Here is a 23,639-nt window from a genome sequence, read left to right on the forward strand (position 1 = left end):
CACCGCTCCTGTGGGCAGCGGTCGTCGGTCGGTTCGGTCGATCGTTGCCAGCCGGCCTTGCTTTGCGCCTCGCGTGAAAACAAGAAGCCCCGCTATGGCGGGGCTTCTTTTATCGAATCGGCGCACAGTGCGCCTTGCAGGGGGCTTTGCGGCCCTTCACGAGACCACCGACGGCTCCGGATGGCTGACCCGCTGCTGGATGGGGCTGATCTCGGCCATGGTCTCGCTGACCCAGGCTTCGGCGCGCTGGTTTAGCTCGGCGATGGCGCGCGGGCCTTCGCCTTCGGCGTGCATGGCCGGGCCGATCACCACCTGGATGGTGCCCGGGTACTTGGCCCAGCCGGCCTTGGGCCAATACTGCCCGGCGTTGTGGGCGATCGGCAGTACCGGTAGCCCGGCGTTGACCGCCAGGGCGGTGCCGCCGCGGGAGAACTTGCCCATCTGCCCCACCGGAATACGCGTGCCTTCCGGGAAGATCAGCACCCAGGCGCCTTTCTTCAGGCACTCGTCGCCCTGCTTGGCCAGTTGCTTGAGGGCCAGCTTGGGCTGGCTGCGGTCGATGGCGATGGGCTTGAGCAGGGCCAGGGCCCAGCCGAAGAACGGCACGTAGAGCAGCTCGCGCTTGAGTACCTGGCTGAGTGGCTCGAAGAAGCCGGAGAGGAAGAAGGTTTCCCAGGTGCTCTGGTGCTTGGAGAGGATCACGCAGGGCTTTTCCGGGATGTTCTCCAGTCCGCGCACCTCGTAGCGGATGCCGGCGACCACGCGGGTCAGCCAGATCGCGAAGCGGCACCAGTTCTGTACCACGAAGCGGTAGCGGGCGCGGAACGGCAGGATCGGCGCGATGAAGAAGCTGAGGGTGCCCCAGACGAACGCGCTGGCGGACAGCAGCAGGTAAAAGAGGACGGTTCTGATGGCCTGCACTGTCGACATGTATTCTGACCTTACTGAAGTAATGCGCTGGCGACTGCCGCCAGATCGTCGAATATCAGGGTGCCCTCTGGCAAGGGCTTGCCCAGCGTACGTACACCTTTTCCGGTCTTTACCAATACCGGCTGACAATCGACGGCCCGCGCCGCCTCCAGGTCACCGATGCTGTCGCCGACGAACCAGATACCCGACAGATCGACCCCGTAGTGCTCGCCGATCTGCCGCAGCATACCCGGCTTCGGCTTGCGGCAGTCGCAACCGTCGTCCGGTCCATGCGGACAATAGACGATGAGGCCGACCTCGCCGCCCTGCTCCGCGACCAGTTCGCGCAAGCGCGCATGCATGGCCTCGAGCACTGCCAGGTCGTAATAGCCACGGGCGATGCCGGACTGGTTGGTAGCCACCGCGACGGTCCAGCCGGCCTGGCTCAGGCGGGCGATGGCCTCGATCGAGCTGGGGATGGGGATCCACTCGTCGAGGGTCTTGATGTAATCGTCGGAGTCGAGGTTGATGACTCCATCGCGGTCGAGAATCAGCAGGGAACGGGACATCGATGCGCAGTTGGCCATGAACGGAAAGGATCGATTCTACCTCAGCCAGCCGGAGCATCGCGGATGGTTCGACGAGCCCCCTACGCTGGACAATCTGTACTAGATTCAATAATGGCAATGGAATGGCAATCCCAGGCCAGGGAGTCATTTGGCACGCAGCAGTGGGTGTCTCGGAGTACGTGCGAACCCCTTGGCGGGTGGATCACCGGAGTAATGCAGTAAGCGCCTATCGCATGCCAGCACGGCCGACCGGCCGTGTTTCCACCACAGGTGGAGCGGGCATGACGACGGGGAGTTCCGGGGCGTCTGCCCGTTCCCAAGGACGGTAACCGTGAAACGCCTGAAAAAGACACTGCACCTTTCAAGCTTGTCCCTCGCTTCCCTGGCTCTTTCTTCCGCCGCCCTGGCGGCCGCTCCGGTCATGCTCGACCAGGGCAAGGAATGGACCGAAAGCCACCGCCAGGACTTCTACAGCCGCGACCAGGGCTCGCAGGTGATGCCCCTGCCCTGGCTCAAGGCGTTGCGACAGCCGGATGGAACGCCTTTCCTCGCCGACAGCCTGGCCCGCTACGGCTATTTGCCCAACCCCAAGGCGCCCGCGGAAGGCCTGCCGGTGGGCTTCACCGTAGCCGGCACGGGCGCCCGGCAGATGGTCGGCATGACCTGTTCGGCCTGCCATACCCGGCAGATCGAGGTGAAGGGCACTGCCTATCGGATCGACGGCGGTCCGGCGATCGTCGACTTCCAGGCATTCCTCGCCGACCTCGATCGGGCCGTGGGACCGCTGACCAGCGATGACGCCGCCTTCGACGCCTTCGCCAAGCAGATCCTCGGGGCCAATCCGCCTCCCGGTGCGCGCGATGCCCTGCTCGCGGCGGTGAAGGAATGGTACGAGCCCTATCACACGCTGATCGAGCGCGCGCTGCCCAAGGACACCTGGGGACCGGCGCGGCTGGACGCGGTATCGATGATCTTCAACCGCCTTACCGGGCTGGATATCGGCACCGCGCCGCCCTACCTGATTCCCGACAACATCAAGGCGGCGGATGCGCCGGTGCGCTATCCGTTCCTGTGGAACGCGGCGCGGCAGAACAAGACCCAGTGGCCCGGCTTCGCCGCCAACGGCAACGACCTGCTCGGCCTGGCGCGCAATGTCGGCGAGGTCTACGGGGTGTTCGCCACCTTCCACCCGCAGAAGAGCAAGTTCCACCTGCTGGGCATGGACTACCTGAAGATCAACTCGGCCAACTTCCACGGTCTGGGCAAGCTGGAAGACCTGATCAAGAAGATCGGCCCGCCGAAGTGGCCCTGGGCGGTGGACAAGCACCTGGCCAGGAAAGGCGCGCTGATCTTCGCCCGCAAGACCGACGAAGGTGGCTGCGTGGAGTGCCACGGCATCCGGATCAAGGACCTGGTGCTTTGGGACACTCCGCTGAGGGACGTCGGCAGCGACAGCCGCCAGCACGCCATCCTCGATGGCCAGGTGCAGACCGGCGTGATGGAGGGCGCGCGGATGCCGTTCGGCCAGCCGCTGAAGGCGACCGACGGAGCCTTCGATGTACTCGCCGTAGCGGTGGCCGGTTCGATCCTGCAGCACTTCGTGCCGATCCTCGGTGAGAAGCACGATGCCAAGGCGGCGGCGGTCAAGCCGGAAAGCGTGATGACCGACGAAACCCGGCAACTGCTGACCGCCTTCCAGAAGCCGGTGCGTACCCAGGCCGACCCCTACCCCTACGAGTCGCGGGTCCTGCAGGGGATCTGGGCAGCGGCGCCGTACCTGCACAACGGCTCGGTGCCGACCCTGGAAGAGTTGCTGAAGCCGGCCGCGGAGCGGGTGGAATCCTTCCCGGTGGGCTCGGCCTACGACGTGGACAAGGTCGGCCTCGCCGCCCAGCAGACCCAATTCGGCAGCTATGTGCTGAAGACCACCGGCTGCGAGCAGCGTGATTCCGGCAACAGCCGCTGCGGCCATGAGTACGGCACCAGCCTGTCGGCCGAGGAGAAGCGCGCGCTGCTGGAGTATCTGAAGGTCCTGTAGTGAAAAAGGCCCGGTGTCGCGAGGACGCCGGGCCTTTTCTTCGAGGCGGGACTGGCTCAGCCGAGCAGCGAGATGTCCGCCACCCCGAGGAACGACCCGCGCAGCTTGGCCAGCAGCGCATAGCGGTTGGCGCGCACCGCCGCGTCGTCGACATTGACCATCACATCGGCGAAGAACGTATCCACCGGCTCGCGCAAGGCCGCCAGGCGGGCCAGCGCGGCGCGATAGTCGCGTGCCGCTGCCAGCGGCGCGACTTCGCTTTCGGCGTTCGCCACGGCGCTGCCCAGGGCCTTCTCGGCGGCTTCCACCAGCAGGCTGGCATCCACGTTCGGCGGAACCTCGTCCTCGGACTTGGCGAGAATATTCGACACCCGTTTGTTCGCCGCGGCCAGGGCCTCGGCTTCAGGCAACTGGCGGAAGGCCTGGACGGCCTGTACGCGCTGGTCGAAGTCCAGCGGCGAGCTTGGCTTGAGCGCGCGCACCGACTGGTACACGGCCACGTCCACGCCTTCGTCCTCGTAGCGCGCGCGCAGGCGGTCGAACACGAAGTCCAGCACCTGCTCGGCCAGGCCGGCGGCCTTGACCTTGTCGCCGTATTGCTCGACGGCGGCGTTGACCGCGGCTACCAGGTCCAGGTCGAGCTGCTTCTCGATGAGGATGCGCAGCACGCCCAGCGCAGCGCGGCGCAGCGCGTAGGGGTCCTTGCTGCCGGTGGGAAGCATGCCGATGCCGAAGATACCGACCAGGGTATCGAGCTTGTCGGCCACCGCCACGGCGGCGCCGGTCAGGGTCGAGGGTAGCTCGGCGCCGGCGCCGCGCGGCATGTACTGCTCGTTGAGGGCCAGGGCGACGTCTTCCGCTTCGCCGCCGTGGGTGGCGTAGTAGTAGCCGGCGATGCCCTGCATTTCGGGGAACTCGCCGACCATCTCGGTCGCCAGGTCACACTTGGACAGGATGCCGGCGCGCGCGGCGTTCTGCGCATTGCCGCCTATACGTTCGGCGATGTAGGCGGCCAGGCCGGAGACGCGCTGGGCCTTCTCGAACACGGTGCCGAGCTGGGCCTGGAACACTACGTTGCGCAGGCGCTCATTGAAGCTTTCGAGCGGCTGCTTCTTGTCCTGCTTGAAGAAGAACTCGGCGTCGGTGAGGCGCGGGCGAACCACCTTCTCGTTACCGCTGACGATGTTCTCCGGCGCCTTGCTCTCGACGTTGGCGACGGTGATGAAGCGAGGCAGCAGCTTGCCGTTGGCGTCCAGCAGGCAGAAGTATTTCTGGTTGTCCTGCATGGTGGTGATCAGGGCTTCCTGCGGGACCTCGAGGAAGCGCTCCTCGAAGGAGCAGACCAGCGGCACCGGCCACTCGACCAGTGCAGTCACTTCGTCGAGCAGGCTCGGCGGCACGATGGCGCTGCCCTGTTGCTCGGCGGCCAGTTCGGCCACGCGCTTGGCGATCAGCTCGCGGCGCTCGGCGAAATCGGCCAGCACATGAGCGCCGCGCAGGTCTTCCAGATACGCTGCCGGGCTGGAAATACGCACATTGTCCGGATTGTGGAAGCGGTGGCCACGGGATTCGCGCCCGGCTTTCTGGGCGAGGATCTCGCACTCGACCACATCGTCGCCGAACAGCATCACCAGCCATTGGGTCGGACGCACGAACTCCTCGCGGCGAGCTGCCCAGCGCATCCGCTTGGGAATCGGCAGTTCGTTCAACGAGGCCTCGACGATGCCCGGCAGCAGGCCGGCGGCCGGTTGGCCGGCGATGGTCTGGCTGAAGCGCAGCTTCGGACCGCTCTTGTCGATCTGCTGCAGATCCACGCCGCACTTCTTGGCGAAGCCCAGGGCGGCCTGGGTCGGGTTACCGCTGGCGTCGAAGGCGGCCTGTAGCGGCGGACCGTCTAGGTTGACGGTACGGTCGGGCTGCTGCACGGCGAGTTGCTCGACCAGCACGGCGAGACGACGCGGCGCCGCATAGAAACGCGCAGCGGCATAGCTCAGACCGGCAGCCTTGAGGCCCTTCTCGATACCGCTGAGGAAGGCTTCGCCGAGGCTGTTGAGGGCTTTTGGCGGCAGCTCTTCGGTGCCCAGTTCGACCAGGAAATCCTTGGCGCTCATCATTCGGCCTCCTTCAGCTTGGCCAGTACTTCGTCACGCAATTCGGGGGTGGCCATGGGGAAGCCGAGGCGCGCGCGGGCCTGCAGGTAGCTCTGCGCCACGGCGCGGGCCAGGGTACGCACGCGAAGGATGTAGCGCTGGCGCTCGGTGACCGAGATGGCGCGCCGCGCATCCAGCAGGTTGAAGGTATGCGAAGCCTTGAGGACCATCTCGTAGGTCGGCAACGGCAGCTCCAGCGCGATCAGGCGGTTGGCTTCGCTTTCGTAGAAGTCGAACAGTTCGAACAGCTTCGGCACGTTGGCGTGCTCGAAGTTGAAAGTGGATTGCTCCACCTCGTTCTGGTGGAACACGTCGCCATAGGTGACCTTGCCGAACGGGCCGTCGGTCCAGACCAGGTCGTAGACCGAGTCCACGCCCTGCAGGTACATGGCCAGGCGCTCCAGGCCGTAGGTGATCTCGCCGGTGACCGGATAGCACTCGATGCCGCCGACCTGCTGGAAGTAGGTGAACTGGGTGACTTCCATGCCGTTCAGCCAGATTTCCCAACCCAGGCCCCAGGCGCCGAGGGACGGCGACTCCCAGTTGTCCTCGACGAAGCGGATGTCGTGGACCAGCGGGTCGATGCCGATGGCTTTCAGCGAGCCGAGGTACAGCTCCTGGAAGTTCTCCGGGTTCGGCTTCAGGACCACCTGAAACTGGTAGTAGTGCTGCAGGCGGTTGGGGTTCTCGCCGTAGCGACCGTCGGTGGGGCGGCGGCTCGGCTGGACGTAGGCGGCGTTCCAGGTCTCCGGGCCGATGGCGCGGAGGAAGGTGGCGGTGTGGAAGGTGCCGGCGCCCACTTCCATGTCGTAGGGCTGCAGCACCACGCAGCCCTGCTCTGCCCAGTAGTTCTGCAGGGCGAGAATCAGGTCTTGGAAGGTGCGCACGGCGGGCGTAGTCTGGCTCACGAAATTCACCTGTGCTGAGGCTTCGATACAAAACGCGGAAGTATACCCGATTCCTGCGCCGCCTCGCCCGTCCCCCCGATCCCTGGAAAACCACGGAAAGCCTTATGCCACGCTGCTTCTGGTGCAACGACGATCCCCTCTACATGGCCTACCACGATGAGGAGTGGGGTGTGCCGCAGCGCGATCCCGACACGCTGTTCGAACTTCTGCTGCTGGAGGGCTTCCAGGCCGGGTTGTCCTGGATCACCGTGCTGAAGAAGCGCGAGCGCTACCGCGAGGTGCTGTTCGGCTTCGACGTGCAGCGGGTGGCACAGATGAGCGACGCGGAGATCGACGAACTGATGCTCGACCCCGGCATCATTCGCAATCGGGCCAAGCTCAACGCTGCGCGGCAGAACGCCCAGGCCTGGCTGGAGCTGGACGACCCGGCTGGGTTCCTCTGGTCCTTCGTCGGCGGCCAGCCGAAGATCAACCATTTCGCCGGTCGCGCCGAGGTGCCGGCGATTACCCCGGAAGCCGAGGCCATGAGCAAGGCGCTGCGCAAGGCCGGCTTCAACTTCGTCGGGCCGACCATCTGCTACGCCTTCATGCAGGCCAGCGGCATGGTCATGGACCATACCCAGGACTGCGACCGTTACGCCCAACTCGTCGGCTAGCCGGGCGCTCCCTGACGGATGCGTTCGGATGTTCCACGTGGAACATCGGCGCGCAGCATAGCTGGTCGCCCCGCTTCCTTGGCTGCCGCCCTCGCCTTCTTCCTGGCGTACAATGCGCGTTCGAGTCGAGCGAGGAGTGTTTCGTGGAGAAATTCAAAGGTGCCCTGGTGGTGGGGGCCCTACGCCTGTTCGCGTTATTGCCCTGGCGTGCCGTGCAAGGCGTCGGGGCCGGCATAGGCTGGCTGATGTGGAAATTGCCGAATCGATCCCGCGAGGTAGTGCGGATCAACCTGTCCAAGTGCTTCCCCGAGTTGTCTGAAACCGAACTGGAAAAGCTGGTCGGACAAAGCCTAATGGATATTGGCCGGACCCTCACCGAAAGTGCCTGCGCCTGGATCTGGCCGCCTGAAAAGTCGCTGAGATACATCCGCGAGGTCGAAGGCATGGAGGTGCTGGAGGAAGCGCTGGCTTCCGGCGATGGCCTGGTCGGCATTACCAGTCACCTGGGAAACTGGGAAGTACTCAACCACTTCTATTGCTCCTACGCCAAGCCGATCATCTTCTATCGTCCGCCCAAGCTGAAGGCAGTCGACGAATTGCTGAAGAAGCAACGCGTGCAATTGGGCAACCGCGTCGCACCTTCCACTCCGGAGGGTATCCTCAGCGTCATCAAGGAAGTGAAGAAAGGCGGTTGCGTAGGAATTCCCGCCGACCCCGAGCCCGCGCGTACCGCTGGGCTCTTCGTGCCCTACCTGGGCACCACTGCATTGATCAGCAAGTTCGTCCCGCAGTTGCTTTCACGCGGCAAGGCGCGTGGAGTGTTCTTCCATGCGGTGCGCCTGCCCGATGGTAGCGGTTACAAGGTGATCCTCGAAGCGGCTCCGGCGGACATGTACGACAAGGACCTGGAAGTGTCTGTAGCAGCCATGAGCCGCGAGTTGGCGAAGTATGTACGAGCCTATCCCAGCCAGTACATGTGGAGCATGAAACGCTTCAAGAACCGCCCGGATGGCGAGAAAAAATGGTACTGAGGAAAGGGCGTCGGAAGACGCCTTTTTCATATCCGGGTACTATGCTCAGCTCTGCCGCCTCCTCCGCAGGTCCCGAGGGACTCGATGGATAATCAACGACAATACCCACGAACCCCGCTCAAGTGCCGAATCCGTATCAGTCACCCGCTATTTGGCGAGCTGATGGCGCAGACACGCGACCTGTCCGACACCGGGGTCTATGTCAAACACCCGGAGCTGACCCAGCTCCCAACAGGCAGTGTCGTTACTGGCCAGGTACAGGACTTGCCGATCGACGCGCCGATCCTGCAGATGGAAGTCGTGCGAGTCGATGCGGAAGGCGTCGGCCTGCGCTTTCTCAGCGAAGCCTGAACGGTGGTGTTCCACGTGGAACCCCAGGCATGAGCCACTGATCACAGAGTGGGCGAAACCGCTGCCGGTTATCGGCTAGAATGCGCGCCGCTCGGCATGGTGCCGGGCATGGGTTCCCTCACCCCATCGCGCAAAAAGGACAGCACATGTCAGCCTCTTCTCCGGCGGCCTGGCGCGGCACCCTGGCCGGCCTGATCGCCTTCCACATCTTCATCATCATCGCCAGCAACTACCTGGTGCAGTTGCCGATCACCCTGTTTGGCTGGCACACCACCTGGGGCGCCTTCAGCTTTCCGTTCATCTTCCTGGCTACCGACCTCACCGTGCGCCTGCTGGGCAAGGGCCCTGCCCGGCTGGTCATCGCCCGGGTCATGATCCCGGCGTTGATCGCCTCCTACGTAGTCTCGGTGTTATTCCAGGAAGCGGCGTTCCGTGGTTTCTCCGCGCTGCTCGAGTTCAACACCTTCGTCGCCCGGATCTCCCTGGCAAGCTTCCTCGCCTATGTGCTCGGACAGATCCTCGATATCCAGGTATTCGACCGCCTCCGTCGTTCCCGGCACTGGTGGAACGCGCCAGTCGCCTCGACCATCCTCGGCAACCTGCTGGACACCTTCACCTTTTTCTTCGTGGCGTTCTGGCGCAGCGACAATCCGTTCATGGCGCAGCACTGGGTGGAAATCGCCACGGTGGACTACGGAGTGAAGCTGAGCATCAGCCTTCTGCTGTTCGTGCCGCTCTACGGCATGCTACTCAACGGCATCCTGAAGATGCTGCCGGGGCGGCCGCAGAGCAACGCTTGAGGCTTATCGAGGCAATCTGGAGGAAGGGCGCAACGGCCGTGACCGTTGCGCCCTTCTTCATTCAGGAGGTGGTAGCCCGGTGCGCTGCCGTGAGCAGCGTCAGGGCATCGCCGCCGAGCGTGACCAGGATGTGCGCCACGCGCTGAATGGGAACGCCCTGCCCTGTCCGCACTTCGATCCTTTCCAAGGCATGGAGGAGGCCGAGGAGAGCCCTGAGGCGCTCCTGTACGGATTCGAGCATCTCATTGGCGGAGGCGTTCCGGTGAACGTAGAGAATCGCTTGCTCGTATGGGTATTCGACATAGGACGGGACTGAACGCTCTTGCTTCGACATGTTGGCTCCGGAAAAGTAGTTGAAGTCAGGTGTCGCGTTCGGGCTTTGACCGAAGCGATGAGTCGAAGCTAGAGGGCCGGCAGCGGTCGCTCAATGGGGTTTTGGGCGTTCGGGATGCAGGCTACATCGTTGACAGAAGTTGCCTACGAATGTGTGGAACAGGTCTTTGTAAAAGTGTCGTCGGGGCGTGCTCGAACCGTTCTGCCAGCGCTCGATGAGCACGCCCGACCCGTCTGCCGGAACTCCGGCCGGCGGATGGCGAGAACGCGCTGCGCAAGCCTTGGCCGGACGCTCAGGTTCTCGCCCTGTCGAGCTTGCGCAGGAACACCGTCATTTCCTTTTCGGCCTGCTTGTCGCCATGCGTCGCGGCAGTTGCCAGGCCCTGCTCCCAGGCCTGCCGGGCGCCCGCGAGATCGCCGGCAGCCTGGCGCGCCTTGCCCAGCAGCTTCCAGCCGGCGGAATACTTCGGGTCCTGCTCTACGCAGCGCTGGAGGTGTTCCGCCGCGCGTTCGGCGTCGCCCGCGTCCAGGTAGCCCTTGCCCAGGCCGAAGCGCAGCAGCGCATTGTCCACGCCTTTGGCCAGCATCTTTTCCAGACCTTCGATCATCATCCTGCCCTCTTCCAACGATGTCGGCCATTGTGCCCGGCTCCGGCCAGGCTTTGCACGGAACAGGGGGATTCGGCCCTTGCGAAGGAGGCACGCGGCCCCTTGGTGTTCGTAGGCCGAAGCCCTATCGCCGTTCGCGATAGGGCGTGCCTCAGAAGAACGTCAGGCCGGCCTGGAACAGTCGCTCGACGTCTCGGATGTATTTCTTGTCGACCAGGAACAGCAGCACGTGGTCGCCGCTCTCGATGCGGGTGTCGCCATGGGCGATCAGCACTTCCTCGTCGCGCACCAGCGCGCCGATAGTGGTGCCCGGCGGCAGCTTGATCTCGTTGATCGAGCGACCGATCACCTTGCTCGACTTGGCGTCGCCATGGGCTACCACTTCGATCGCTTCGGCTGCGCCGCGGCGCAGCGAGTGTACGCTCTCGATGTCGCCGCGGCGAACGTGGGCCAGCAGGGTGCCGATGGTCGCCAGTTGCGGGCTGATGGCGATGTCGATCTCGCCGCCTTGCACCAGGTCGACATAGGCCGGGTTGTTGATCAGGGTCATCACCTTGCTCGCGCCGAGCCGCTTGGCCAGCAGCGAGGACATGATGTTGGCCTCGTCGTCGTTGGTCAGGGCGAGGAACACGTCGGTCTCGCCGATGTTTTCCTCCAGCAGCAGGTCGCGGTCGGAAGCGCTGCCGTTGAGCACGATGGTGCTGTCCAGGGTATCCGAGAGGTGCCGGCAGCGCAGCGGGCTGCGCTCGATGATCTTTACCTGGTAGCGGCTCTCGATGGCCTCGGCCAGGCGCTCGCCGACATTGCCGCCGCCGGCGATGATGATCCGCTTGTAGCTGTCGTCGAGCCTGCGCATCTCGCCCATTACCGCGCGGATATGGGCCTTGGCGGCGATGAAGAAGACTTCGTCGTCGGCCTCGATCACCGTGTCGCCCTGGGGAATGATCGGCCGGTTGCGGCGGTAGATCGCGGCGACGCGGGTATCCACGTTCGGCATGTGCTCGCGCAGCTGGCGCAGCTCCTGCCCTACCAGAGGGCCGCCGTAGTAGGCCTTGATCCCGACCAACTGCGCCTTGCCCTCGGCGAAGTCGATGACTTGCAGCGCGCCGGGGTGTTCGATCAGGCGCTTGATGTAGTTGGTGACCACCTGCTCCGGGCTGATCAGCACGTCCACCGGGATCGCCTCGTTGTCGAACAGCCCGGTACGGGTCAGGTAGGCCGGCTCGCGGACGCGGGCGATCTTGGTCGGGGTGTTGAACAGGGTGTAGGCGACCTGGCAGGCGACCATGTTGGTCTCGTCGCTATTGGTCACCGCCACCAGCATGTCGGCGTCGTCGGCGCCGGCCTGGCGCAGCACCGTGGGGAACGAGGCCTTGCCTTGCACGGTGCGGATGTCGAGGCGGTCGCCGAGGTCGCGCAGGCGGTCGCCGTCGGTGTCGACCACGGTGATGTCGTTGGCTTCGCTGGCCAGGTGCTCGGCCAGTGTGCCGCCGACCTGGCCGGCACCGAGGATGATGATTTTCATGGCAGGAAACGGCTCGTCAGGTTTCGATCAACGGGCGGATATCTTGATCAGCTTGGCATAGTAGAAGCCATCGTGGCCCTCCACCTGCGGCAGCAACTGGCGGCCGTGGGGCTGTTTCATGCCCCAGGGGCCGGGAAGGTCCAGTTCGCGGGCGCCGGGCGTGCGGGCGAGGAAGGCGGCGATGCTGTCGCTGTTTTCCGCCGGCATCACCGAACAGGTGGCGTAGAGCAGTACGCCACCGACTTCCAGGGTAGGCCACAGCGCGTCGAGCAATTCACCCTGCAGGTGCGCCAGGGCGGCGATGTCTTCCGGCTTGCGCGCCAGCTTGATGTCCGGGTGGCGGCGGATCACCCCGGTGGCCGAGCACGGCGCGTCGAGGAGGATGCGCTGGAACGGCTTGCCGTCCCACCACTCCCCGGTGGCCCTGGCGTCGGCGGCGACCAGGCTGGCTTGCAGGCCGAGCCGCTGGAGGTTTTCCCGGACCCTTACCAGGCGGCTCTCCTCGAGGTCGACGGCGACCACTTCGGCCAGTTCCGGCTGGGTTTCCAGCAGGTGGCAGGTCTTGCCGCCAGGCGCACAGCAGGCGTCGAGGACACGCTGGCCGGGCGCGCTTTCGAGCAGCTCGGCGGCCAGTTGCGCGGCTTCGTCCTGGACGCTGACGCGGCCCTCCGCGAAGCCCGGTAGTTCGCGCACGTCGCGCGGCGCGGCGAGCTGGATGCCGTCGCGGCTGTAGTCGCAGGCGCGGGCCTCGATTCCGGCTTCGGCGAGTTCGGCCAGGTAGGCATCGCGCTCGCCGTGGCGCCGATTGACCCGCAAGGTCATCGGCGGGTGTGCGTTGTTCGCTGCGCAGAGCGCGTCGAGCTGCTCCGGCCAGGCCTGCTTGAGCGCTTTCAGCAGCCAGCGCGGATGTCCCAGGCGCGCTGAGGGATCGCGGTCGACCTCGGCCAGCAGCGTCTCGCCTTCGCGCTGCGCGCGGCGCAGCACGGCGTTGAGCACGCCCTTGGCCCAGCCCTTCTTCAGCTTGTCGGCGCAGCCGACGGTCTCGCCGATCGCGGCGTGCGGCGGAATCCGCGTGTAGAGCAACTGGTAGAGGCCGATCAGCAGCAGGGCGTGGATATCGGTGTCGGCGGCCTTGAACGGCTTCTGCAACAGGCGCGCGGCCAGGGCCTGCAGGCGCGGTTGCCAGCGCGCCGCGCCGAAGGCCAGCTCCTGGGTCAGGCCGCGATCGCGCGGGGCGACCTTGTCCAGTTGCGGCGGCAACGCGCCAGACAGCGAGGCGCGTCCGGCGAGCACCGCGGCCAGCGCCTGGCAGGCGGCGAGACGCGGGTTCATTGGCCGAGCACCTGGCCGGCGGCGAATTGCTCGCGGCGGCTGTTGTAGAGGTCGGCGAAGGCCAGTGGCTTGCCGCCCGGCACTTGCAGGCGGGTCAGGCGCAGGGCGCCTTCGCCGCAGGCGACCAGCAGGCCGTCGCGACTGGCCTCGAGGATGGTTCCGGGCGCCCCGCTGCCCTGCCCCAGGCTGGCGCCGAGGACTTTCAGCGGAGCATCGGCGAGGCTGGTGTGGCAGACCGGCCAGGGGGTGAAGGCGCGGACCTGGCGCTCCAGTTCGACGGCCGGACGGCTCCAGTCGAGGCGTGCCTCGTCCTTGTTCAGCTTGTGCGCGTAGGTGGCCAGGGCGTCGTCCTGGATCTCGCCATGCAGGGTGCCGGCGGCCAGGCCGGCGATGGCTTCGACCACCGCTTTCGGGCCGAGCGCGGCGAGCCGGTCGTGCAGGCTGCCGCCGGTGTCCGCGGCGGAAATCGGCGTGCTCACCTTGAGCAGCATCGGGCCGGTGTCGAGCCCTGCTTCCATCTGCATCACGGTGACGCCGCTCTCCGCGTCGCCGGCTTCCACCGCGCGCTGGATCGGCGCGGCGCCGCGCCAGCGCGGCAGCAGCGAGGCGTGGCTGTTGATGCAGCCCAGGCGCGGGATATCGAGTACCGCCTGGGGCAGGATCAGGCCATAGGCGACCACCACCATCAGGTCCGCGCGCAGGGCCGCCAGCTCCGCCTGGGCCTCGGCATTACGCAGGCTCTGCGGCTGCATGACCGGCAGGCCATGCTCCAGGGCCAGGTTCTTCACCGCGCTGGGCATCAGTTTCTGCCCGCGGCCGGCCGGCCGGTCAGGCTGGGTGTAGACGGCGACGATCCGATGTGGGGTGTCGAGCAGGGCCTTGAGATGCTCGGCGGCGAATTCCGGGGTTCCGGCGAAGACGATGCGCAATGCTTGGCTCATGCGGGGCTCGCTAAAAGAAAAAGGCTTGCCGGGGCAAGCCTTTGGGGGATGGGGTCACGCCTGCTGTCGATGCTGCTTTTCCAGCTTCTTGCGGATGCGGTCGCGCTTGAGGGTGGACAGGTAGTCGACGAACAGCTTGCCGTTGAGGTGGTCGCATTCGTGCTGGATGCATACCGCCAGCAGGCCTTCGGCGACTTCCTCGAAGGGGTTGCCATCGCGGTCGAGGGCCTTGATCCGGACCTTCTGCGGTCGGTCCACGTTCTCGTAGAAGCCGGGTACCGACAGGCAGCCTTCCTGGTACTGGTCCATATCCTCGGTCAGCGGTTCGAACTCGGGGTTGATGAATACCCTCGGCTCGGACTTGTCTTCGCTGAGGTCCATGACCACGATGCGCTTGTGCACGTTCACCTGGGTCGCGGCGAGGCCGATGCCCGGGGCTTCGTACATGGTTTCGAACATGTCGTCGATCAGCTGGCGCACCGCGTCGTCGACCACCTCCACCGGTTTGGCGATGGTCCGCAGGCGCGGATCGGGGAATTCGAGAATGTTCAGGATGGCCATATGCGTTTGTGATGCACTTGTGGAATCGATTGAAAATCCGCTGCTAAGATGGCGCGCAGCTTGAAAACGGCTTCAGACCGCGATTCTCGCGGGCTTCGGGCGTTTCGCGTATGTCGACATGATAAAGGGATTCACTGCATGAGGAAATCACTAGTCGCCCTTCTGCTCCTTGCCGCGAGCGGTCTGGCGCAGGCCCAGGTCGACCTCAGGGAAGGGCATCCGGACCGCTACACGGTGGTCAGGGGCGATACCCTGTGGGACATCTCGGGGAAATTCCTCCGCCAGCCATGGAAGTGGCCGGAACTCTGGCACGCCAACCCGCAGATCCAGAATCCCCACCTGATCTACCCCGGCGACACACTCAGCCTGGTCTACGTCGATGGCCAGCCGCGCCTGGTGCTGAACCGTGGCGAATCGCGCGGGACCATCAAGCTGTCGCCGAAGATCCGCAGCACGCCGATCGCCGAGGCCATCCCGACCATCCCGCTGGACAAGATCAACAGCTTCCTGCTGGCCAACCGCATCGTCGATGACGAGAAGACCTTCACCAGTGCGCCGTACATCGTCGCCGGCAACGCCGAGCGGATCGTCAGCGGCACCGGCGACCGCATCTATGCCCGCGGCAAGTTCGCCGACGGCCAGCCGGCCTATGGCATCTTCCGCCAGGGCAAGGTCTACATCGATCCGAAGACCAAGGAAGTCCTCGGCATCAACGCCGACGACATCGGCGGCGGCGAGGTGGTGGCCACCGAAGGCGACGTCGCGACCCTGGCGCTGACCCGCACCACCCAGGAAGTGCGCCTGGGCGACCGCCTGTTCCCCACCGAGGAGCGTGCGGTGAATTCCACCTTCATGCCCGGCGAGCCGAGCCGCGAGGTGAAGGGCGAAATCATCGACGTACCGCGCGGCGTGACCCAGATCGGCCAGTTCGACGTGGTCACCCTGAACCGTGGCCAGCGCGACGGGCTGGCCGAGGGCAACGTGCTGGCGATCTACAAGGTCGGCGAGACGGTGCGCGACCGCGTTACCGGTGAGTCGGTGAAGATTCCCGACGAACGCGCCGGCCTGCTGATGGTGTTCCGTACCTACAAGAAGCTGAGCTACGCCCTGGTTCTGATGGCCAGCAGGCCGCTCTCGGTAACCGACAGGGTGCAGAATCCCTGACTCGAAACCCCCGCCTCGGCGGGGGTTTCGCGTTTCTGGGGGAAGGAAATTTCATACGACGGTTTCCAGGATGGAAGCCGGACCCTTCCCCTCTTCCTGTCAGCGATGGACCTGCCTGCTATGGATGAGTCGCGATGAAGAACCATTCTCCAGCCGAACTGGAAGCACGGCTGCGCCTGCATGGCCTGCCCGAACTGGGACCCATGCGCTTCCTGCGCTTGATCGAGGCCTTCGGTTCGGCCTCTTCCGCGCTTGCCGCGCCAGCCGGCGCCTGGCGCACCCTGGGAGTGCCTGCCGAGGCCGCCGCCGCGCGGCGCAGCCCGGCGGTGCGGGAAGCGGCGGGTGAAGCCCTGCGCTGGCTGGAAGGTCCGCGCAGGCACCTGCTGATGTGGGACGACCCGGGATACCCGGCACTGCTCGCCGAAGTCGCCGATGCCCCGCCGCTGCTGTACGTCGAAGGCGCTCCGGAGACTCTGGAACGGCCGCAACTGGCGATGGTCGGCAGCCGCCGCGCCAGCCCCGCCGGGCTGGGCACCGCCCGGAGCTTTGCGCGCAGCCTGGCGCAGGGCGGCTTCGCCATCACCAGCGGGCTGGCCCTGGGCATCGATGGCGCCGCCCACGAGGGCGCGCTGGAGGCTGGCGGCGCGACCGTGGCAGTCCTCGGCACCGGCCTGCGCAGGCTCTATCCGCGGCGCCACGAGGCGCTGGCGCGGCGCATCGTCGAGGGTGGCGGCGCGCTGGTTTCGGAGCTGCCGCTGGACAGCCCGCCGCTGCCGGCAAACTTTCCCCGGCGCAACCGCATCATCAGCGGACTCTCGCTGGGTGTGCTGGTGGTCGAGGCAAGACCCGCCAGCGGCTCGCTGATCACCGCGCGGCTGGCGGCGGAACAGGGGCGCGAGGTGTACGCCATTCCGGGTTCCATCCACCATCCCGGCGCACGTGGCTGCCACCAACTGATTCGCGATGGCGCGCTGCTGGTGGAAAGCGTCGGGCACGTGCTCGAAGCACTGCGCGGCTGGGCGCAGGCGGAGCCAGCGGAAGCGCCGGCGCAGCCCCTGCCCCACCCTTTGCTGGCGCTGCTGCGCGCCGCGCCCTACACCAGCGAAGGCCTGGCCGCCGCCAGCGGCATGACGCTGCCCGATGTGCTGGCGACGCTCTGCGAACTGGAACTCGACGGCCGGGTCGCCTGCGAGGCCGGCACCTGGGTGCATCGCTCCGGCTGAAACCGTACACTTCGCGCACCCTGTCCGCTGGAGTGAGTCGATGATCAGCAGCTTTCGTGCGCAATGCGCCGCCCGGGTCGTCCGCGAGGGCGGCGTGATCGCCTATCCCACCGAGGCGGTATGGGGGCTCGGCTGCGACCCGTGGAACGAGGATGCGGTGTATCGCCTGCTGGCGCTGAAGGCGCGGCCGGTGGAAAAGGGCCTGATCGTGGTGGCGGCGAATATCCACCAGCTCGACTTCCTTCTCGAAGACCTGCCGGACGTCTGGCTGGACCGCCTGGCCGGTACCTGGCCGGGGCCGAACACCTGGCTGGTGCCGCACCAGGAGCGCCTGCCGGAGTGGGTCACCGGCGTCCACGACAGCGTCGCCGTGCGGGTCACCGACCATCCCCTGGTACAGGAACTGTGCCATCTCACCGGTCCGCTGATCTCCACCTCGGCCAATCCGGCCGGGCGCCCGGCGGCGCGCACGCGGCTGCGGGTGGAGCAATACTTCCACGACGAGCTGGACGCTATCCTCGGCGGCGCCCTTGGCGGGCGCCGCAACCCCAGCCTGATCCGCGACCTGGTGACCGGACAGGTCATCCGCCCGGCCTGAGTACGCGCTTCAGGGCAACAGTACGGTCGAGCCGGTGGTTCGCCGTGCGGCCAGTTCGGTATGCGCCCTGGCTGCTTCGGCCAGGGCGAAGCGCTGGTTGATCTCGATGCGGATGTCGCCGCGCTCGATCAGGCCGAACAGCTCGTCGGCCATCGCCTGGAGTTTTTCCGGGGTATCGGCGTAGCTGCCCAGGGTCGGCCGGGTCACGTACAGCGAACCCTTCTGCGAGAGGATGCCCAGGTTGACCCCGGTCACCGGCCCCGAGGCGTTGCCGAAGCTGACCAGCAAGCCGCGCGGCGCCACGCAGTCCAGCGAGGTTTCCCAGGTATCCTTGCCCACCGAGTCGTAGACCACCGGGCACTTCTTCCCGTCGGTCAGTTCGAGCACCCGCCGCGCCACGTTCTCATGGCTATAGTCGATGGTCTCCCAGGCACCGTGCTGCCTGGCCAGGCGCGCCTTTTCCGGCGAGCTGACGGTGCCGATCAGCTGCACTCCAAGGGCCTTGGCCCATTGGCAGGCGAACAGGCCCACGCCGCCCGCGGCGGCATGGAAGAGAATGGTTTCGCCGCCCCGCAGTTCGTAGGTCTGGCGCAGCAGGTATTGGGTGGTGAGCCCCTTGAGCATCACCGCGGCGGCCTGTTCGAAGTCGATGCCGTCGGGCAGGTGGACCAGCTTCTCCTCCGCCAGCACATGCAGTTCGCTGTAGGCGCCCAGCGGGCCGGTGGCGTAGGCGACGCGGTCGCCGACCTTGAAACGGGTCACTTCGCTGCCCACCGCCTCGACCTCGCCGGCACCTTCGCTACCCAGTCCCGAGGGTAAGCCGGGGGCCGGATAGAGGCCGCTGCGGTAGTAGGTGTCGATGAAGTTCAGGCCAATGGCGCGATTGCGCACGCGGACTTCCCGGGGGCCCGGCTCGGCGGGTTGGTAGTCGCGGTATTCGAGGACTTCGGGGCCGCCGTAGGCAGCGAACTGGATGCGCTTGGCCATGCTGGAACTCCTGCTTCGTCAGGGTTTCGGACGGTCGCGCCGGGTGGGCGACCCTGGGTAAAGGCCTTCATCCAAGCCTTCCCCTTGACGGCCGTCAAGCGCCGGCTACCCATCCAGGGTGGTATGCTTGCGCCCTCGTTTCGTCGCCAGCCCGCGCCCCGCGCGGCCTCCCCGCTCCAAGGTGAACTCCGTGACCGACCGTATCGCCGCTGTCAAAACCTACCTGCTCGACCTGCAAGACCGCATCTGCGCCGCCCTCGAGGCGGAGGACGGCAAGGCCCGCTTCGCCGAGGACGCCTGGGAGCGTCCGGCCGGTGGCGGCGGACGGACGCGGGTAATCGGCGACGGCGCATTGATCGAGAAGGGCGGGGTGAATTTTTCCCACGTCTTCGGCGATAGCCTGCCGCCCTCGGCCAGCGCCCATCGGCCGGAACTGGCCGGGCGCGGTTTCCAGGCGCTCGGCGTGTCGCTGGTGATCCATCCGGAAAACCCCCACGTGCCGACGTCCCATGCCAACGTGCGTTTCTTCTGCGCCGAGAAGGAAGGCGAGGAGCCGGTCTGGTGGTTCGGCGGCGGCTTCGATCTGACCCCCTACTACGCCCACGAGGAAGACTGCGTGCATTGGCACCGGGTCGCTCGCGACGCCTGCGCGCCGTTCGGCGCGGACGTCTACCCGCGCTACAAGGAATGGTGCGACCGCTACTTCCACCTCAAGCACCGCAACGAGCCGCGCGGCATCGGCGGCCTGTTCTTCGACGACCTCAACCAGTGGGACTTCGACACCTGCTTCGCCTTCATCCGCGCTATCGGCGACGCCTATATCGATGCCTACCTGCCGATCGTCCAGCGCCGCAAGCACACGCCGTTCGATGAACGGCAGCGAGAGTTCCAGGCCTATCGTCGCGGTCGCTATGTGGAGTTCAACCTGGTCTTCGATCGTGGCACCCTGTTCGGCCTGCAGTCCGGCGGCCGTACCGAATCGATCCTGATGTCGTTGCCGCCGCAGGTGCGCTGGGGCTATGACTGGAAACCCGAGCCGGGCAGCGAGGAAGCGCGCCTGACCGAGTATTTCCTCGCCGACCGCGATTGGCTCGCCGGCCAGCCCTGACCCGCCCGCAGGGGACGAGTCCGCTCGTCCCGTCCCACTCCGGCAAAGGAACGACCCATGGACCGCTATTGCGTATTCGGCAACCCCATCGGCCACAGCAAGTCGCCGCTGATCCACCGCCTGTTCGCCGAGCAGACCGGCGAGGCGCTGGTCTATGACGCGCAACTGGCGCCGCTGGACGATTTCCCCGGGTTCGCCCGGCGCTTCTTCGAGCAGGGCAAGGGCGCCAATGTCACCGTGCCGTTCAAGGAAGAGGCCTATCGTCTGGTGGACGAGTTGAGCGAGCGGGCCACCCGGGCCGGGGCGGTGAACACCCTGATCCGCCTCGCCGACGGTCGCCTGCGCGGCGACAACACCGACGGCGCCGGCCTGCTGCGGGACCTGACGGCGAACGCCGGGGTCGAGCTGCGCGGCAAGCGGGTTCTCCTGCTCGGCGCCGGCGGTGCGGTGCGTGGGGTGCTCGAACCCTTCCTCGGCGAGTGCCCGGCGGAGTTGCTGATCGCCAACCGCACGGCGCGGAAGGCCGTGGACCTGGCCGAGCGGTTCGCCGACCTCGGCGCGGTGCACGGCTGCGGTTTCGCCGAGGTCGAAGGGCCTTTCGACCTGATCGTCAACGGCACCTCGGCCAGTCTTGCCGGCGACGTGCCGCCGCTGGCGCAGAGCGTGATCGAGCCCGGCCGTACCGTCTGCTACGACATGATGTATGCCAAGGAACCGACTGCCTTCAACCGCTGGGCCGCCGAACGCGGTGCGGCGCGTACCCTGGATGGCCTGGGCATGCTGGTGGAGCAGGCCGCCGAGGCATTCTTCCTCTGGCGCGGCGTGCGTCCTGCCTCGGCGCCAGTGTTGGAGACGCTGCGCCGACAGTTGGCAACTGTCTGAGTTGTCAGGCGGCATTTGAGACGTACGTCTCAAATTGGCTTCCATCTGACATGTAGGAATCACAAAACCGGGTTAAGACTTCAGGCTTCACTCACTCTCGAGCGCTGCCGATGAAAACCTTCGCCCGCCTGGCCGCCGGTCTCTGCATCTGCGCCATCGCCAGCCAGGCCAACGCCTGGTCGCAACCGACCCACAAGAACATCGTCAAGGATGCCCTGGCCTTCATGAACTCCTCCTACGCCACCGAGGAGATGCGCCAGGCCTACCGGTTCTACGTGAGCGCCGCCGGCAGCGAGGCGCAGGCCGGGGAGATCCTCGGCCAGGCGGCCTTCGACGTGGACGACTTCAAGGACACCCGTCTCGGTGGCTGGTGGGTCGGCTACGAACACGCGCCGCTGTGGGGCGCGGCTTCGGGCATCGTCAACTACACCTCGTACTGGCACTTCCTCAACCTGGCCCGGGACGGCGACTCCCATGGCAACCCCCACGGCGGCTACGACTACCGCTACCACAAGGTCGACGGCGGCATCGCCGACGTCGACTGGTACGCCATGGTCTATCTCTACAACCGCGAGCTGAAGCGCGAGGACTTCGACACCACCGAGGCGCACTACCGCCAGGGCACCCGCTCGGACTGGCAGGAGCACTACGGCGACTTCCAGACCGCCGCCTTCCAGCCGATCGATAACCTCGCCACCTACTGGTTCGAGCAGTTCCGCGCCGCGCCTTCGCTGCAGACCATCGGCTATGCCCTGCATGCCACCGGCGACGTGGCCCAGCCGCACCATGTGTGGATCACCTCGGCCAACGGCCATTCCAGCTGGGAAGGCTGGGTCGACGACCACTACGCCAGCGAGAAGCTCAACGACCCGGCGGCGGTGGCCAACCTGGTGGGGCGCTACGACCCGAGCAAGAGCATCCGCGACCTGCTCACCCAGACCGGCCAGGTCGCCTACGCGCGCCCCGAGCCGCTCTACGACACCAGCTACGAGACGCGCCTGCGGGTGGCGAAGGAGCTGATTCCCGAGTCCATCGCCCTGACCGTCACCGTACTGACCAAGGGCGCCAACAGCTTCGATGCACCGACTGCTCTCTGATCGCGCCCGGGGCTGGCGTCGCGCACTGTGCGGGATCGTCCTCGGGCTGCTGGCGTGGAGCGCCCATGGCGTCCCCGCCAAGGCGCCGCAGGATCTGCGGATCGACGGCGAGGTGCTGCCGGGGAGAAGCATCGACTTGCTCGAGCAGGCCCTGTCGCGGGTCAAGTTCAACACCGACCCGCAGCAGTTGCGCCGTGGCCTGGTGGAAAACCGCCTGCTGGCGCGCGCGGTGGAAGACCAGCTCACCGCGCAGAGCCGCGCCGATCTCGACGCCAGCGTGGAGATCGAGGCCGGCAACCTGCTCGAACAGGTATACGGCAGGCGCTACCGCGAGGACCTCGGGCCATACCTGCGCCAGCCCCGGGCCCTGAGCGCGGAGCGTTTGCGCGAGGTGCTGGCGCCGAGGAGCCGCGGCCTGGTGGAAAACAGCCTGCTGCTGGACGAGACGCAGCGCCGCGAGGCGGCCGGGGTCGAGCTGATCGGCTGGCAGTTTCCCGGCCAGCCGGCACAGGTCCTCGACCTGCTATCGCTGTACGAAGGCGACAACGTCCAGGGCCAGGTGGAATTGCAACAGGGCAACCTCGCTTACCTGGCGCGCCAGGTCCAGACCCGCATCCGCCGCGACTACCTCTGGTACCGCCTGGCCCGGGACGGCTTCGGCCCGGCAGAGCGGCAGGGCGTGAGGACCCTGGTGCGGGACAAGCTGGTGCGCCATCGCTATCTGCACCAGATCGGCCTCTACAGTGATTTCCACCATGAGTCCGATGCGCTGCGGGAACTCGCCGGCAAGGTCAGCGACAAGGACGCCGAGGCCTACTATCGGCGCAACCTGGAGCGTTACCGCAACGTCGCGCAGGTGCAGGCGGCGCATATCCGCCTGGCCGACCAGGCGAGCGCGGACAAGGTCTACGCCGAGTTGCGCGGCGGCCTGGCCTTCGACGAGGCGGTACGCCGCTATTCCCTGGCCGACGACAGGGACCGCGACCCGCCCGGCGACCTAGGCCTGATACGGCCCCAGGACGGCCGGCTCGACCTGCTGCGCAAGACTGCGCTGATCCAGAAGGCCGATACGGTTTCCCAGCCGATGCGCATCGACGGCGCGTTCGAGATCGTCCGGGTGCGTAGCCGCGAGGATCGCCAGTTGCCCCTCGACGACCGCAGCGTGCGCTTCGAGGTGAACCAGGCGGTGGCGCGCGAGCAACTGGCAGCGCAGTTCGAGACGCGCCTGCGCAACCTGCTGGCCGGCGCCAGGGTGGAAGGCCTGTGAAGCGCTGGCTCGGCGTTGCCCTCGGCTGCAGCGGGCTGGCGATCGCCCTGGCCTGCGCCGGCGTGTTGCTGGCGCCTGCCGATATGGCCGCTTCCTCGTCTTCTCCGTCGCCAGCCAGGACGGTTGCGGCACTGCCCGCGGTCGACGGCCGTCCGCCGCCGCTGGCGCCGGTGCGATCGCAAGCGGCAGCACCGGGGTACGAGGCGGAGCCGCCGGTGGCGGAACTGGATCGCGAGCAGGCGATCCAGTTCATGCAGATGCTGCGCGACGAGGGCGACCCGCGCAGCCCGCCGCTCGGCGGCCTGCAACCACGCCAGGGCGCGACGGCGCAGGAGCTGGCCGATCCGAAGCAGTACCAGGCCTTCGAGGAACGACAGACCCGCGAACTGGTACAGGCCTACACCAGCGGCGTACAGCAGATACCGGAAATCCGCGCGCGGATCGAGGCGGCCGAACAGGGTGGCGAGCGCAGCGCCGAGGAAATCGACGAGGCTCGCGCCGCCCTTGGACAGTTGGAGATGATGCGCGACAAGCTGCAGCGGGAATCGCCGCAACTGCTGCCCGGCGACAGCGCACCGACATCGCCGGCGGCGCCCTGAGC

Annotated in this window: 24 protein-coding genes; 13 read left to right on the top strand and 11 right to left on the bottom strand. The window is 66.5% G+C overall.

Annotated elements, in window-relative coordinates; genetic code table 11:
- Nucleotides 1-156 precede the first annotated feature (156 nt).
- Both LE197_RS28505 and gmhB read right to left on the bottom strand, forming a co-directional pair.
- Nucleotides 157-930, bottom strand: coding sequence for a lysophospholipid acyltransferase family protein (locus LE197_RS28505; RefSeq protein WP_003100265.1), 774 nt, complete (start codon nucleotides 928-930; stop codon nucleotides 157-159).
- A gap of 11 nt (nucleotides 931-941) precedes the next feature.
- Entirely contained in the window at nucleotides 942-1,478 is a 537-nt protein-coding gene (gene gmhB, locus LE197_RS28510; protein WP_003120688.1) for a D-glycero-beta-D-manno-heptose 1,7-bisphosphate 7-phosphatase, read from the bottom strand.
- Nucleotides 1,479-1,809: 331 nt separating this feature from the next.
- Here gmhB and LE197_RS28515 point away from each other — a divergent pair, with 331 nt between their 5' ends.
- The gene (locus LE197_RS28515) at nucleotides 1,810-3,516 is read left to right on the top strand and encodes a di-heme-cytochrome C peroxidase (protein WP_003111371.1); all 1,707 of its coding nucleotides are present in this window, start codon (nucleotides 1,810-1,812) and stop codon (nucleotides 3,514-3,516) included.
- Nucleotides 3,517-3,572: 56 nt separating this feature from the next.
- Here LE197_RS28515 and glyS read toward each other — a convergent pair whose 3' ends face one another.
- Nucleotides 3,573-5,627: a glycine--tRNA ligase subunit beta gene (gene glyS, locus LE197_RS28520; protein WP_003100271.1), complete on the bottom strand. Its 2,055-nt coding sequence runs from the start codon at nucleotides 5,625-5,627 to the stop codon at nucleotides 3,573-3,575.
- On the bottom strand, nucleotides 5,627-6,574 hold the full coding sequence (gene glyQ / locus LE197_RS28525) for a glycine--tRNA ligase subunit alpha (RefSeq protein ID WP_226033773.1): 948 nt from the start codon (nucleotides 6,572-6,574) through the stop codon (nucleotides 5,627-5,629). Before glyQ ends, glyS begins: the two co-directional genes overlap by 1 nt.
- A 104-nt stretch (nucleotides 6,575-6,678) precedes the next feature.
- Here glyQ and LE197_RS28530 point away from each other — a divergent pair, with 104 nt between their 5' ends.
- From LE197_RS28530 to LE197_RS28545, 4 genes are all read left to right on the top strand, one after another.
- Nucleotides 6,679-7,230, top strand: a complete 552-nt coding sequence (locus tag LE197_RS28530) for a DNA-3-methyladenine glycosylase I (RefSeq protein ID WP_003122294.1) — start codon at nucleotides 6,679-6,681, stop codon at nucleotides 7,228-7,230.
- A gap of 143 nt (nucleotides 7,231-7,373) precedes the next feature.
- Nucleotides 7,374-8,261 (top strand): lysophospholipid acyltransferase, encoded by an 888-nt coding sequence (locus LE197_RS28535; RefSeq protein WP_003097282.1) that lies wholly within the window; start codon nucleotides 7,374-7,376, stop codon nucleotides 8,259-8,261.
- 84 nt (nucleotides 8,262-8,345) lie between these two features.
- Complete coding sequence (locus LE197_RS28540; RefSeq protein ID WP_003100272.1) at nucleotides 8,346-8,612, top strand: PilZ domain-containing protein; 267 nt, start codon at nucleotides 8,346-8,348, stop codon at nucleotides 8,610-8,612.
- Nucleotides 8,613-8,758: 146 nt separating this feature from the next.
- Nucleotides 8,759-9,412 (top strand): 7-cyano-7-deazaguanine/7-aminomethyl-7-deazaguanine transporter, encoded by a 654-nt coding sequence (locus tag LE197_RS28545; RefSeq protein WP_057386909.1) that lies wholly within the window; start codon nucleotides 8,759-8,761, stop codon nucleotides 9,410-9,412.
- Between the two features lie 61 nt (nucleotides 9,413-9,473).
- Here LE197_RS28545 and LE197_RS28550 read toward each other — a convergent pair whose 3' ends face one another.
- The 6 genes from LE197_RS28550 to def all read right to left on the bottom strand — a co-directional run bounded on the left by LE197_RS28550 (nucleotide 9,474) and on the right by def (nucleotide 14,712).
- On the bottom strand, nucleotides 9,474-9,746 hold the full coding sequence (locus LE197_RS28550; RefSeq protein WP_003107049.1) for a hypothetical protein: 273 nt from the start codon (nucleotides 9,744-9,746) through the stop codon (nucleotides 9,474-9,476).
- Nucleotides 9,747-10,038: 292 nt separating this feature from the next.
- The gene (locus LE197_RS28555; RefSeq protein WP_003120685.1) at nucleotides 10,039-10,356 is read right to left on the bottom strand and encodes a tetratricopeptide repeat protein; all 318 of its coding nucleotides are present in this window, start codon (nucleotides 10,354-10,356) and stop codon (nucleotides 10,039-10,041) included.
- Between the two features lie 148 nt (nucleotides 10,357-10,504).
- A complete protein-coding gene (gene trkA, locus LE197_RS28560) occupies nucleotides 10,505-11,878 on the bottom strand; it encodes a Trk system potassium transporter TrkA (RefSeq protein ID WP_003107053.1) in 1,374 nt (457 codons plus the stop codon).
- Nucleotides 11,879-11,905: 27 nt separating this feature from the next.
- Entirely contained in the window at nucleotides 11,906-13,210 is a 1,305-nt protein-coding gene (rsmB, locus tag LE197_RS28565; RefSeq protein WP_003122291.1) for a 16S rRNA (cytosine(967)-C(5))-methyltransferase RsmB, read from the bottom strand.
- The gene (gene fmt / locus LE197_RS28570; RefSeq protein ID WP_017001989.1) at nucleotides 13,207-14,151 is read right to left on the bottom strand and encodes a methionyl-tRNA formyltransferase; all 945 of its coding nucleotides are present in this window, start codon (nucleotides 14,149-14,151) and stop codon (nucleotides 13,207-13,209) included. Before fmt ends, rsmB begins: the two co-directional genes overlap by 4 nt.
- A gap of 54 nt (nucleotides 14,152-14,205) precedes the next feature.
- Nucleotides 14,206-14,712: a peptide deformylase gene (gene def, locus LE197_RS28575; protein WP_003107059.1), complete on the bottom strand. Its 507-nt coding sequence runs from the start codon at nucleotides 14,710-14,712 to the stop codon at nucleotides 14,206-14,208.
- 138 nt (nucleotides 14,713-14,850) lie between these two features.
- Between def and LE197_RS28580 the strand changes: the two genes are divergently transcribed.
- From LE197_RS28580 to LE197_RS28590, 3 genes are all read left to right on the top strand, one after another.
- Nucleotides 14,851-15,876, top strand: a complete 1,026-nt coding sequence (locus tag LE197_RS28580) for a LysM peptidoglycan-binding domain-containing protein (protein WP_003097294.1) — start codon at nucleotides 14,851-14,853, stop codon at nucleotides 15,874-15,876.
- Between the two features lie 134 nt (nucleotides 15,877-16,010).
- Nucleotides 16,011-17,099: a DNA-processing protein DprA gene (gene dprA, locus LE197_RS28585; RefSeq protein ID WP_226033774.1), complete on the top strand. Its 1,089-nt coding sequence runs from the start codon at nucleotides 16,011-16,013 to the stop codon at nucleotides 17,097-17,099.
- A 40-nt stretch (nucleotides 17,100-17,139) separates the two neighbouring features.
- A complete protein-coding gene (locus LE197_RS28590; RefSeq protein ID WP_003097300.1) occupies nucleotides 17,140-17,697 on the top strand; it encodes an L-threonylcarbamoyladenylate synthase in 558 nt (185 codons plus the stop codon).
- Between the two features lie 9 nt (nucleotides 17,698-17,706).
- Here LE197_RS28590 and LE197_RS28595 read toward each other — a convergent pair whose 3' ends face one another.
- Nucleotides 17,707-18,684 (bottom strand): NADPH:quinone reductase, encoded by a 978-nt coding sequence (locus tag LE197_RS28595; RefSeq protein ID WP_003111202.1) that lies wholly within the window; start codon nucleotides 18,682-18,684, stop codon nucleotides 17,707-17,709.
- A 190-nt stretch (nucleotides 18,685-18,874) separates the two neighbouring features.
- Here LE197_RS28595 and hemF point away from each other — a divergent pair, with 190 nt between their 5' ends.
- From hemF to LE197_RS28620, 5 genes are all read left to right on the top strand, one after another.
- Nucleotides 18,875-19,792, top strand: coding sequence for an oxygen-dependent coproporphyrinogen oxidase (hemF, locus tag LE197_RS28600; protein ID WP_003097311.1), 918 nt, complete (start codon nucleotides 18,875-18,877; stop codon nucleotides 19,790-19,792).
- 57 nt (nucleotides 19,793-19,849) lie between these two features.
- A complete protein-coding gene (gene aroE / locus LE197_RS28605) occupies nucleotides 19,850-20,674 on the top strand; it encodes a shikimate dehydrogenase (RefSeq protein WP_003111201.1) in 825 nt (274 codons plus the stop codon).
- 110 nt (nucleotides 20,675-20,784) lie between these two features.
- Complete coding sequence (locus tag LE197_RS28610; protein WP_003111200.1) at nucleotides 20,785-21,771, top strand: phospholipase C; 987 nt, start codon at nucleotides 20,785-20,787, stop codon at nucleotides 21,769-21,771.
- A complete protein-coding gene (locus LE197_RS28615) occupies nucleotides 21,752-23,038 on the top strand; it encodes a peptidylprolyl isomerase (RefSeq protein ID WP_003114640.1) in 1,287 nt (428 codons plus the stop codon). Before LE197_RS28610 ends, LE197_RS28615 begins: the two co-directional genes overlap by 20 nt.
- The gene (locus LE197_RS28620; RefSeq protein ID WP_033937962.1) at nucleotides 23,035-23,637 is read left to right on the top strand and encodes a hypothetical protein; all 603 of its coding nucleotides are present in this window, start codon (nucleotides 23,035-23,037) and stop codon (nucleotides 23,635-23,637) included. The genes LE197_RS28615 and LE197_RS28620 overlap by 4 nt, the downstream gene beginning before the upstream one ends.
- The last annotated feature ends 2 nt before the right edge of the window (nucleotides 23,638-23,639 follow it).

The organism is Pseudomonas sp. PS1(2021) (genome assembly GCF_020405165.1).
Classification (GTDB): domain Bacteria; phylum Pseudomonadota; class Gammaproteobacteria; order Pseudomonadales; family Pseudomonadaceae; genus Pseudomonas; species Pseudomonas aeruginosa.

Excerpts from the sequence above, each read along its gene's own strand:
- rsmB (WP_003122291.1), bottom strand. The coding sequence starts at position 13,210 with ATGAACCCGCGTCTCGCCGCCTGCCAGGCGCTGGCCGCGGTGCTCGCC.
- def (WP_003107059.1), bottom strand. The coding sequence starts at position 14,712 with ATGGCCATCCTGAACATTCTCGAATTCCCCGATCCGCGCCTGCGGACC.
- LE197_RS28505 (WP_003100265.1), bottom strand. The coding sequence starts at position 930 with ATGTCGACAGTGCAGGCCATCAGAACCGTCCTCTTTTACCTGCTGCTG.
- aroE (WP_003111201.1), top strand. The coding sequence starts at position 19,850 with ATGGACCGCTATTGCGTATTCGGCAACCCCATCGGCCACAGCAAGTCG.
- LE197_RS28615 (WP_003114640.1), top strand. The coding sequence starts at position 21,752 with ATGCACCGACTGCTCTCTGATCGCGCCCGGGGCTGGCGTCGCGCACTG.
- LE197_RS28540 (WP_003100272.1), top strand. The coding sequence starts at position 8,346 with ATGGATAATCAACGACAATACCCACGAACCCCGCTCAAGTGCCGAATC.
- LE197_RS28530 (WP_003122294.1), top strand. The coding sequence starts at position 6,679 with ATGCCACGCTGCTTCTGGTGCAACGACGATCCCCTCTACATGGCCTAC.
- trkA (WP_003107053.1), bottom strand. The coding sequence starts at position 11,878 with ATGAAAATCATCATCCTCGGTGCCGGCCAGGTCGGCGGCACACTGGCC.
- LE197_RS28545 (WP_057386909.1), top strand. The coding sequence starts at position 8,759 with ATGTCAGCCTCTTCTCCGGCGGCCTGGCGCGGCACCCTGGCCGGCCTG.
- glyS (WP_003100271.1), bottom strand. The coding sequence starts at position 5,627 with ATGAGCGCCAAGGATTTCCTGGTCGAACTGGGCACCGAAGAGCTGCCG.
- LE197_RS28550 (WP_003107049.1), bottom strand. The coding sequence starts at position 9,746 with ATGTCGAAGCAAGAGCGTTCAGTCCCGTCCTATGTCGAATACCCATAC.
- LE197_RS28580 (WP_003097294.1), top strand. The coding sequence starts at position 14,851 with ATGAGGAAATCACTAGTCGCCCTTCTGCTCCTTGCCGCGAGCGGTCTG.
- LE197_RS28610 (WP_003111200.1), top strand. The coding sequence starts at position 20,785 with ATGAAAACCTTCGCCCGCCTGGCCGCCGGTCTCTGCATCTGCGCCATC.
- LE197_RS28555 (WP_003120685.1), bottom strand. The coding sequence starts at position 10,356 with ATGATGATCGAAGGTCTGGAAAAGATGCTGGCCAAAGGCGTGGACAAT.
- fmt (WP_017001989.1), bottom strand. The coding sequence starts at position 14,151 with ATGAGCCAAGCATTGCGCATCGTCTTCGCCGGAACCCCGGAATTCGCC.
- gmhB (WP_003120688.1), bottom strand. The coding sequence starts at position 1,478 with ATGTCCCGTTCCCTGCTGATTCTCGACCGCGATGGAGTCATCAACCTC.
- LE197_RS28595 (WP_003111202.1), bottom strand. The coding sequence starts at position 18,684 with ATGGCCAAGCGCATCCAGTTCGCTGCCTACGGCGGCCCCGAAGTCCTC.
- LE197_RS28590 (WP_003097300.1), top strand. The coding sequence starts at position 17,140 with ATGATCAGCAGCTTTCGTGCGCAATGCGCCGCCCGGGTCGTCCGCGAG.
- dprA (WP_226033774.1), top strand. The coding sequence starts at position 16,011 with ATGAAGAACCATTCTCCAGCCGAACTGGAAGCACGGCTGCGCCTGCAT.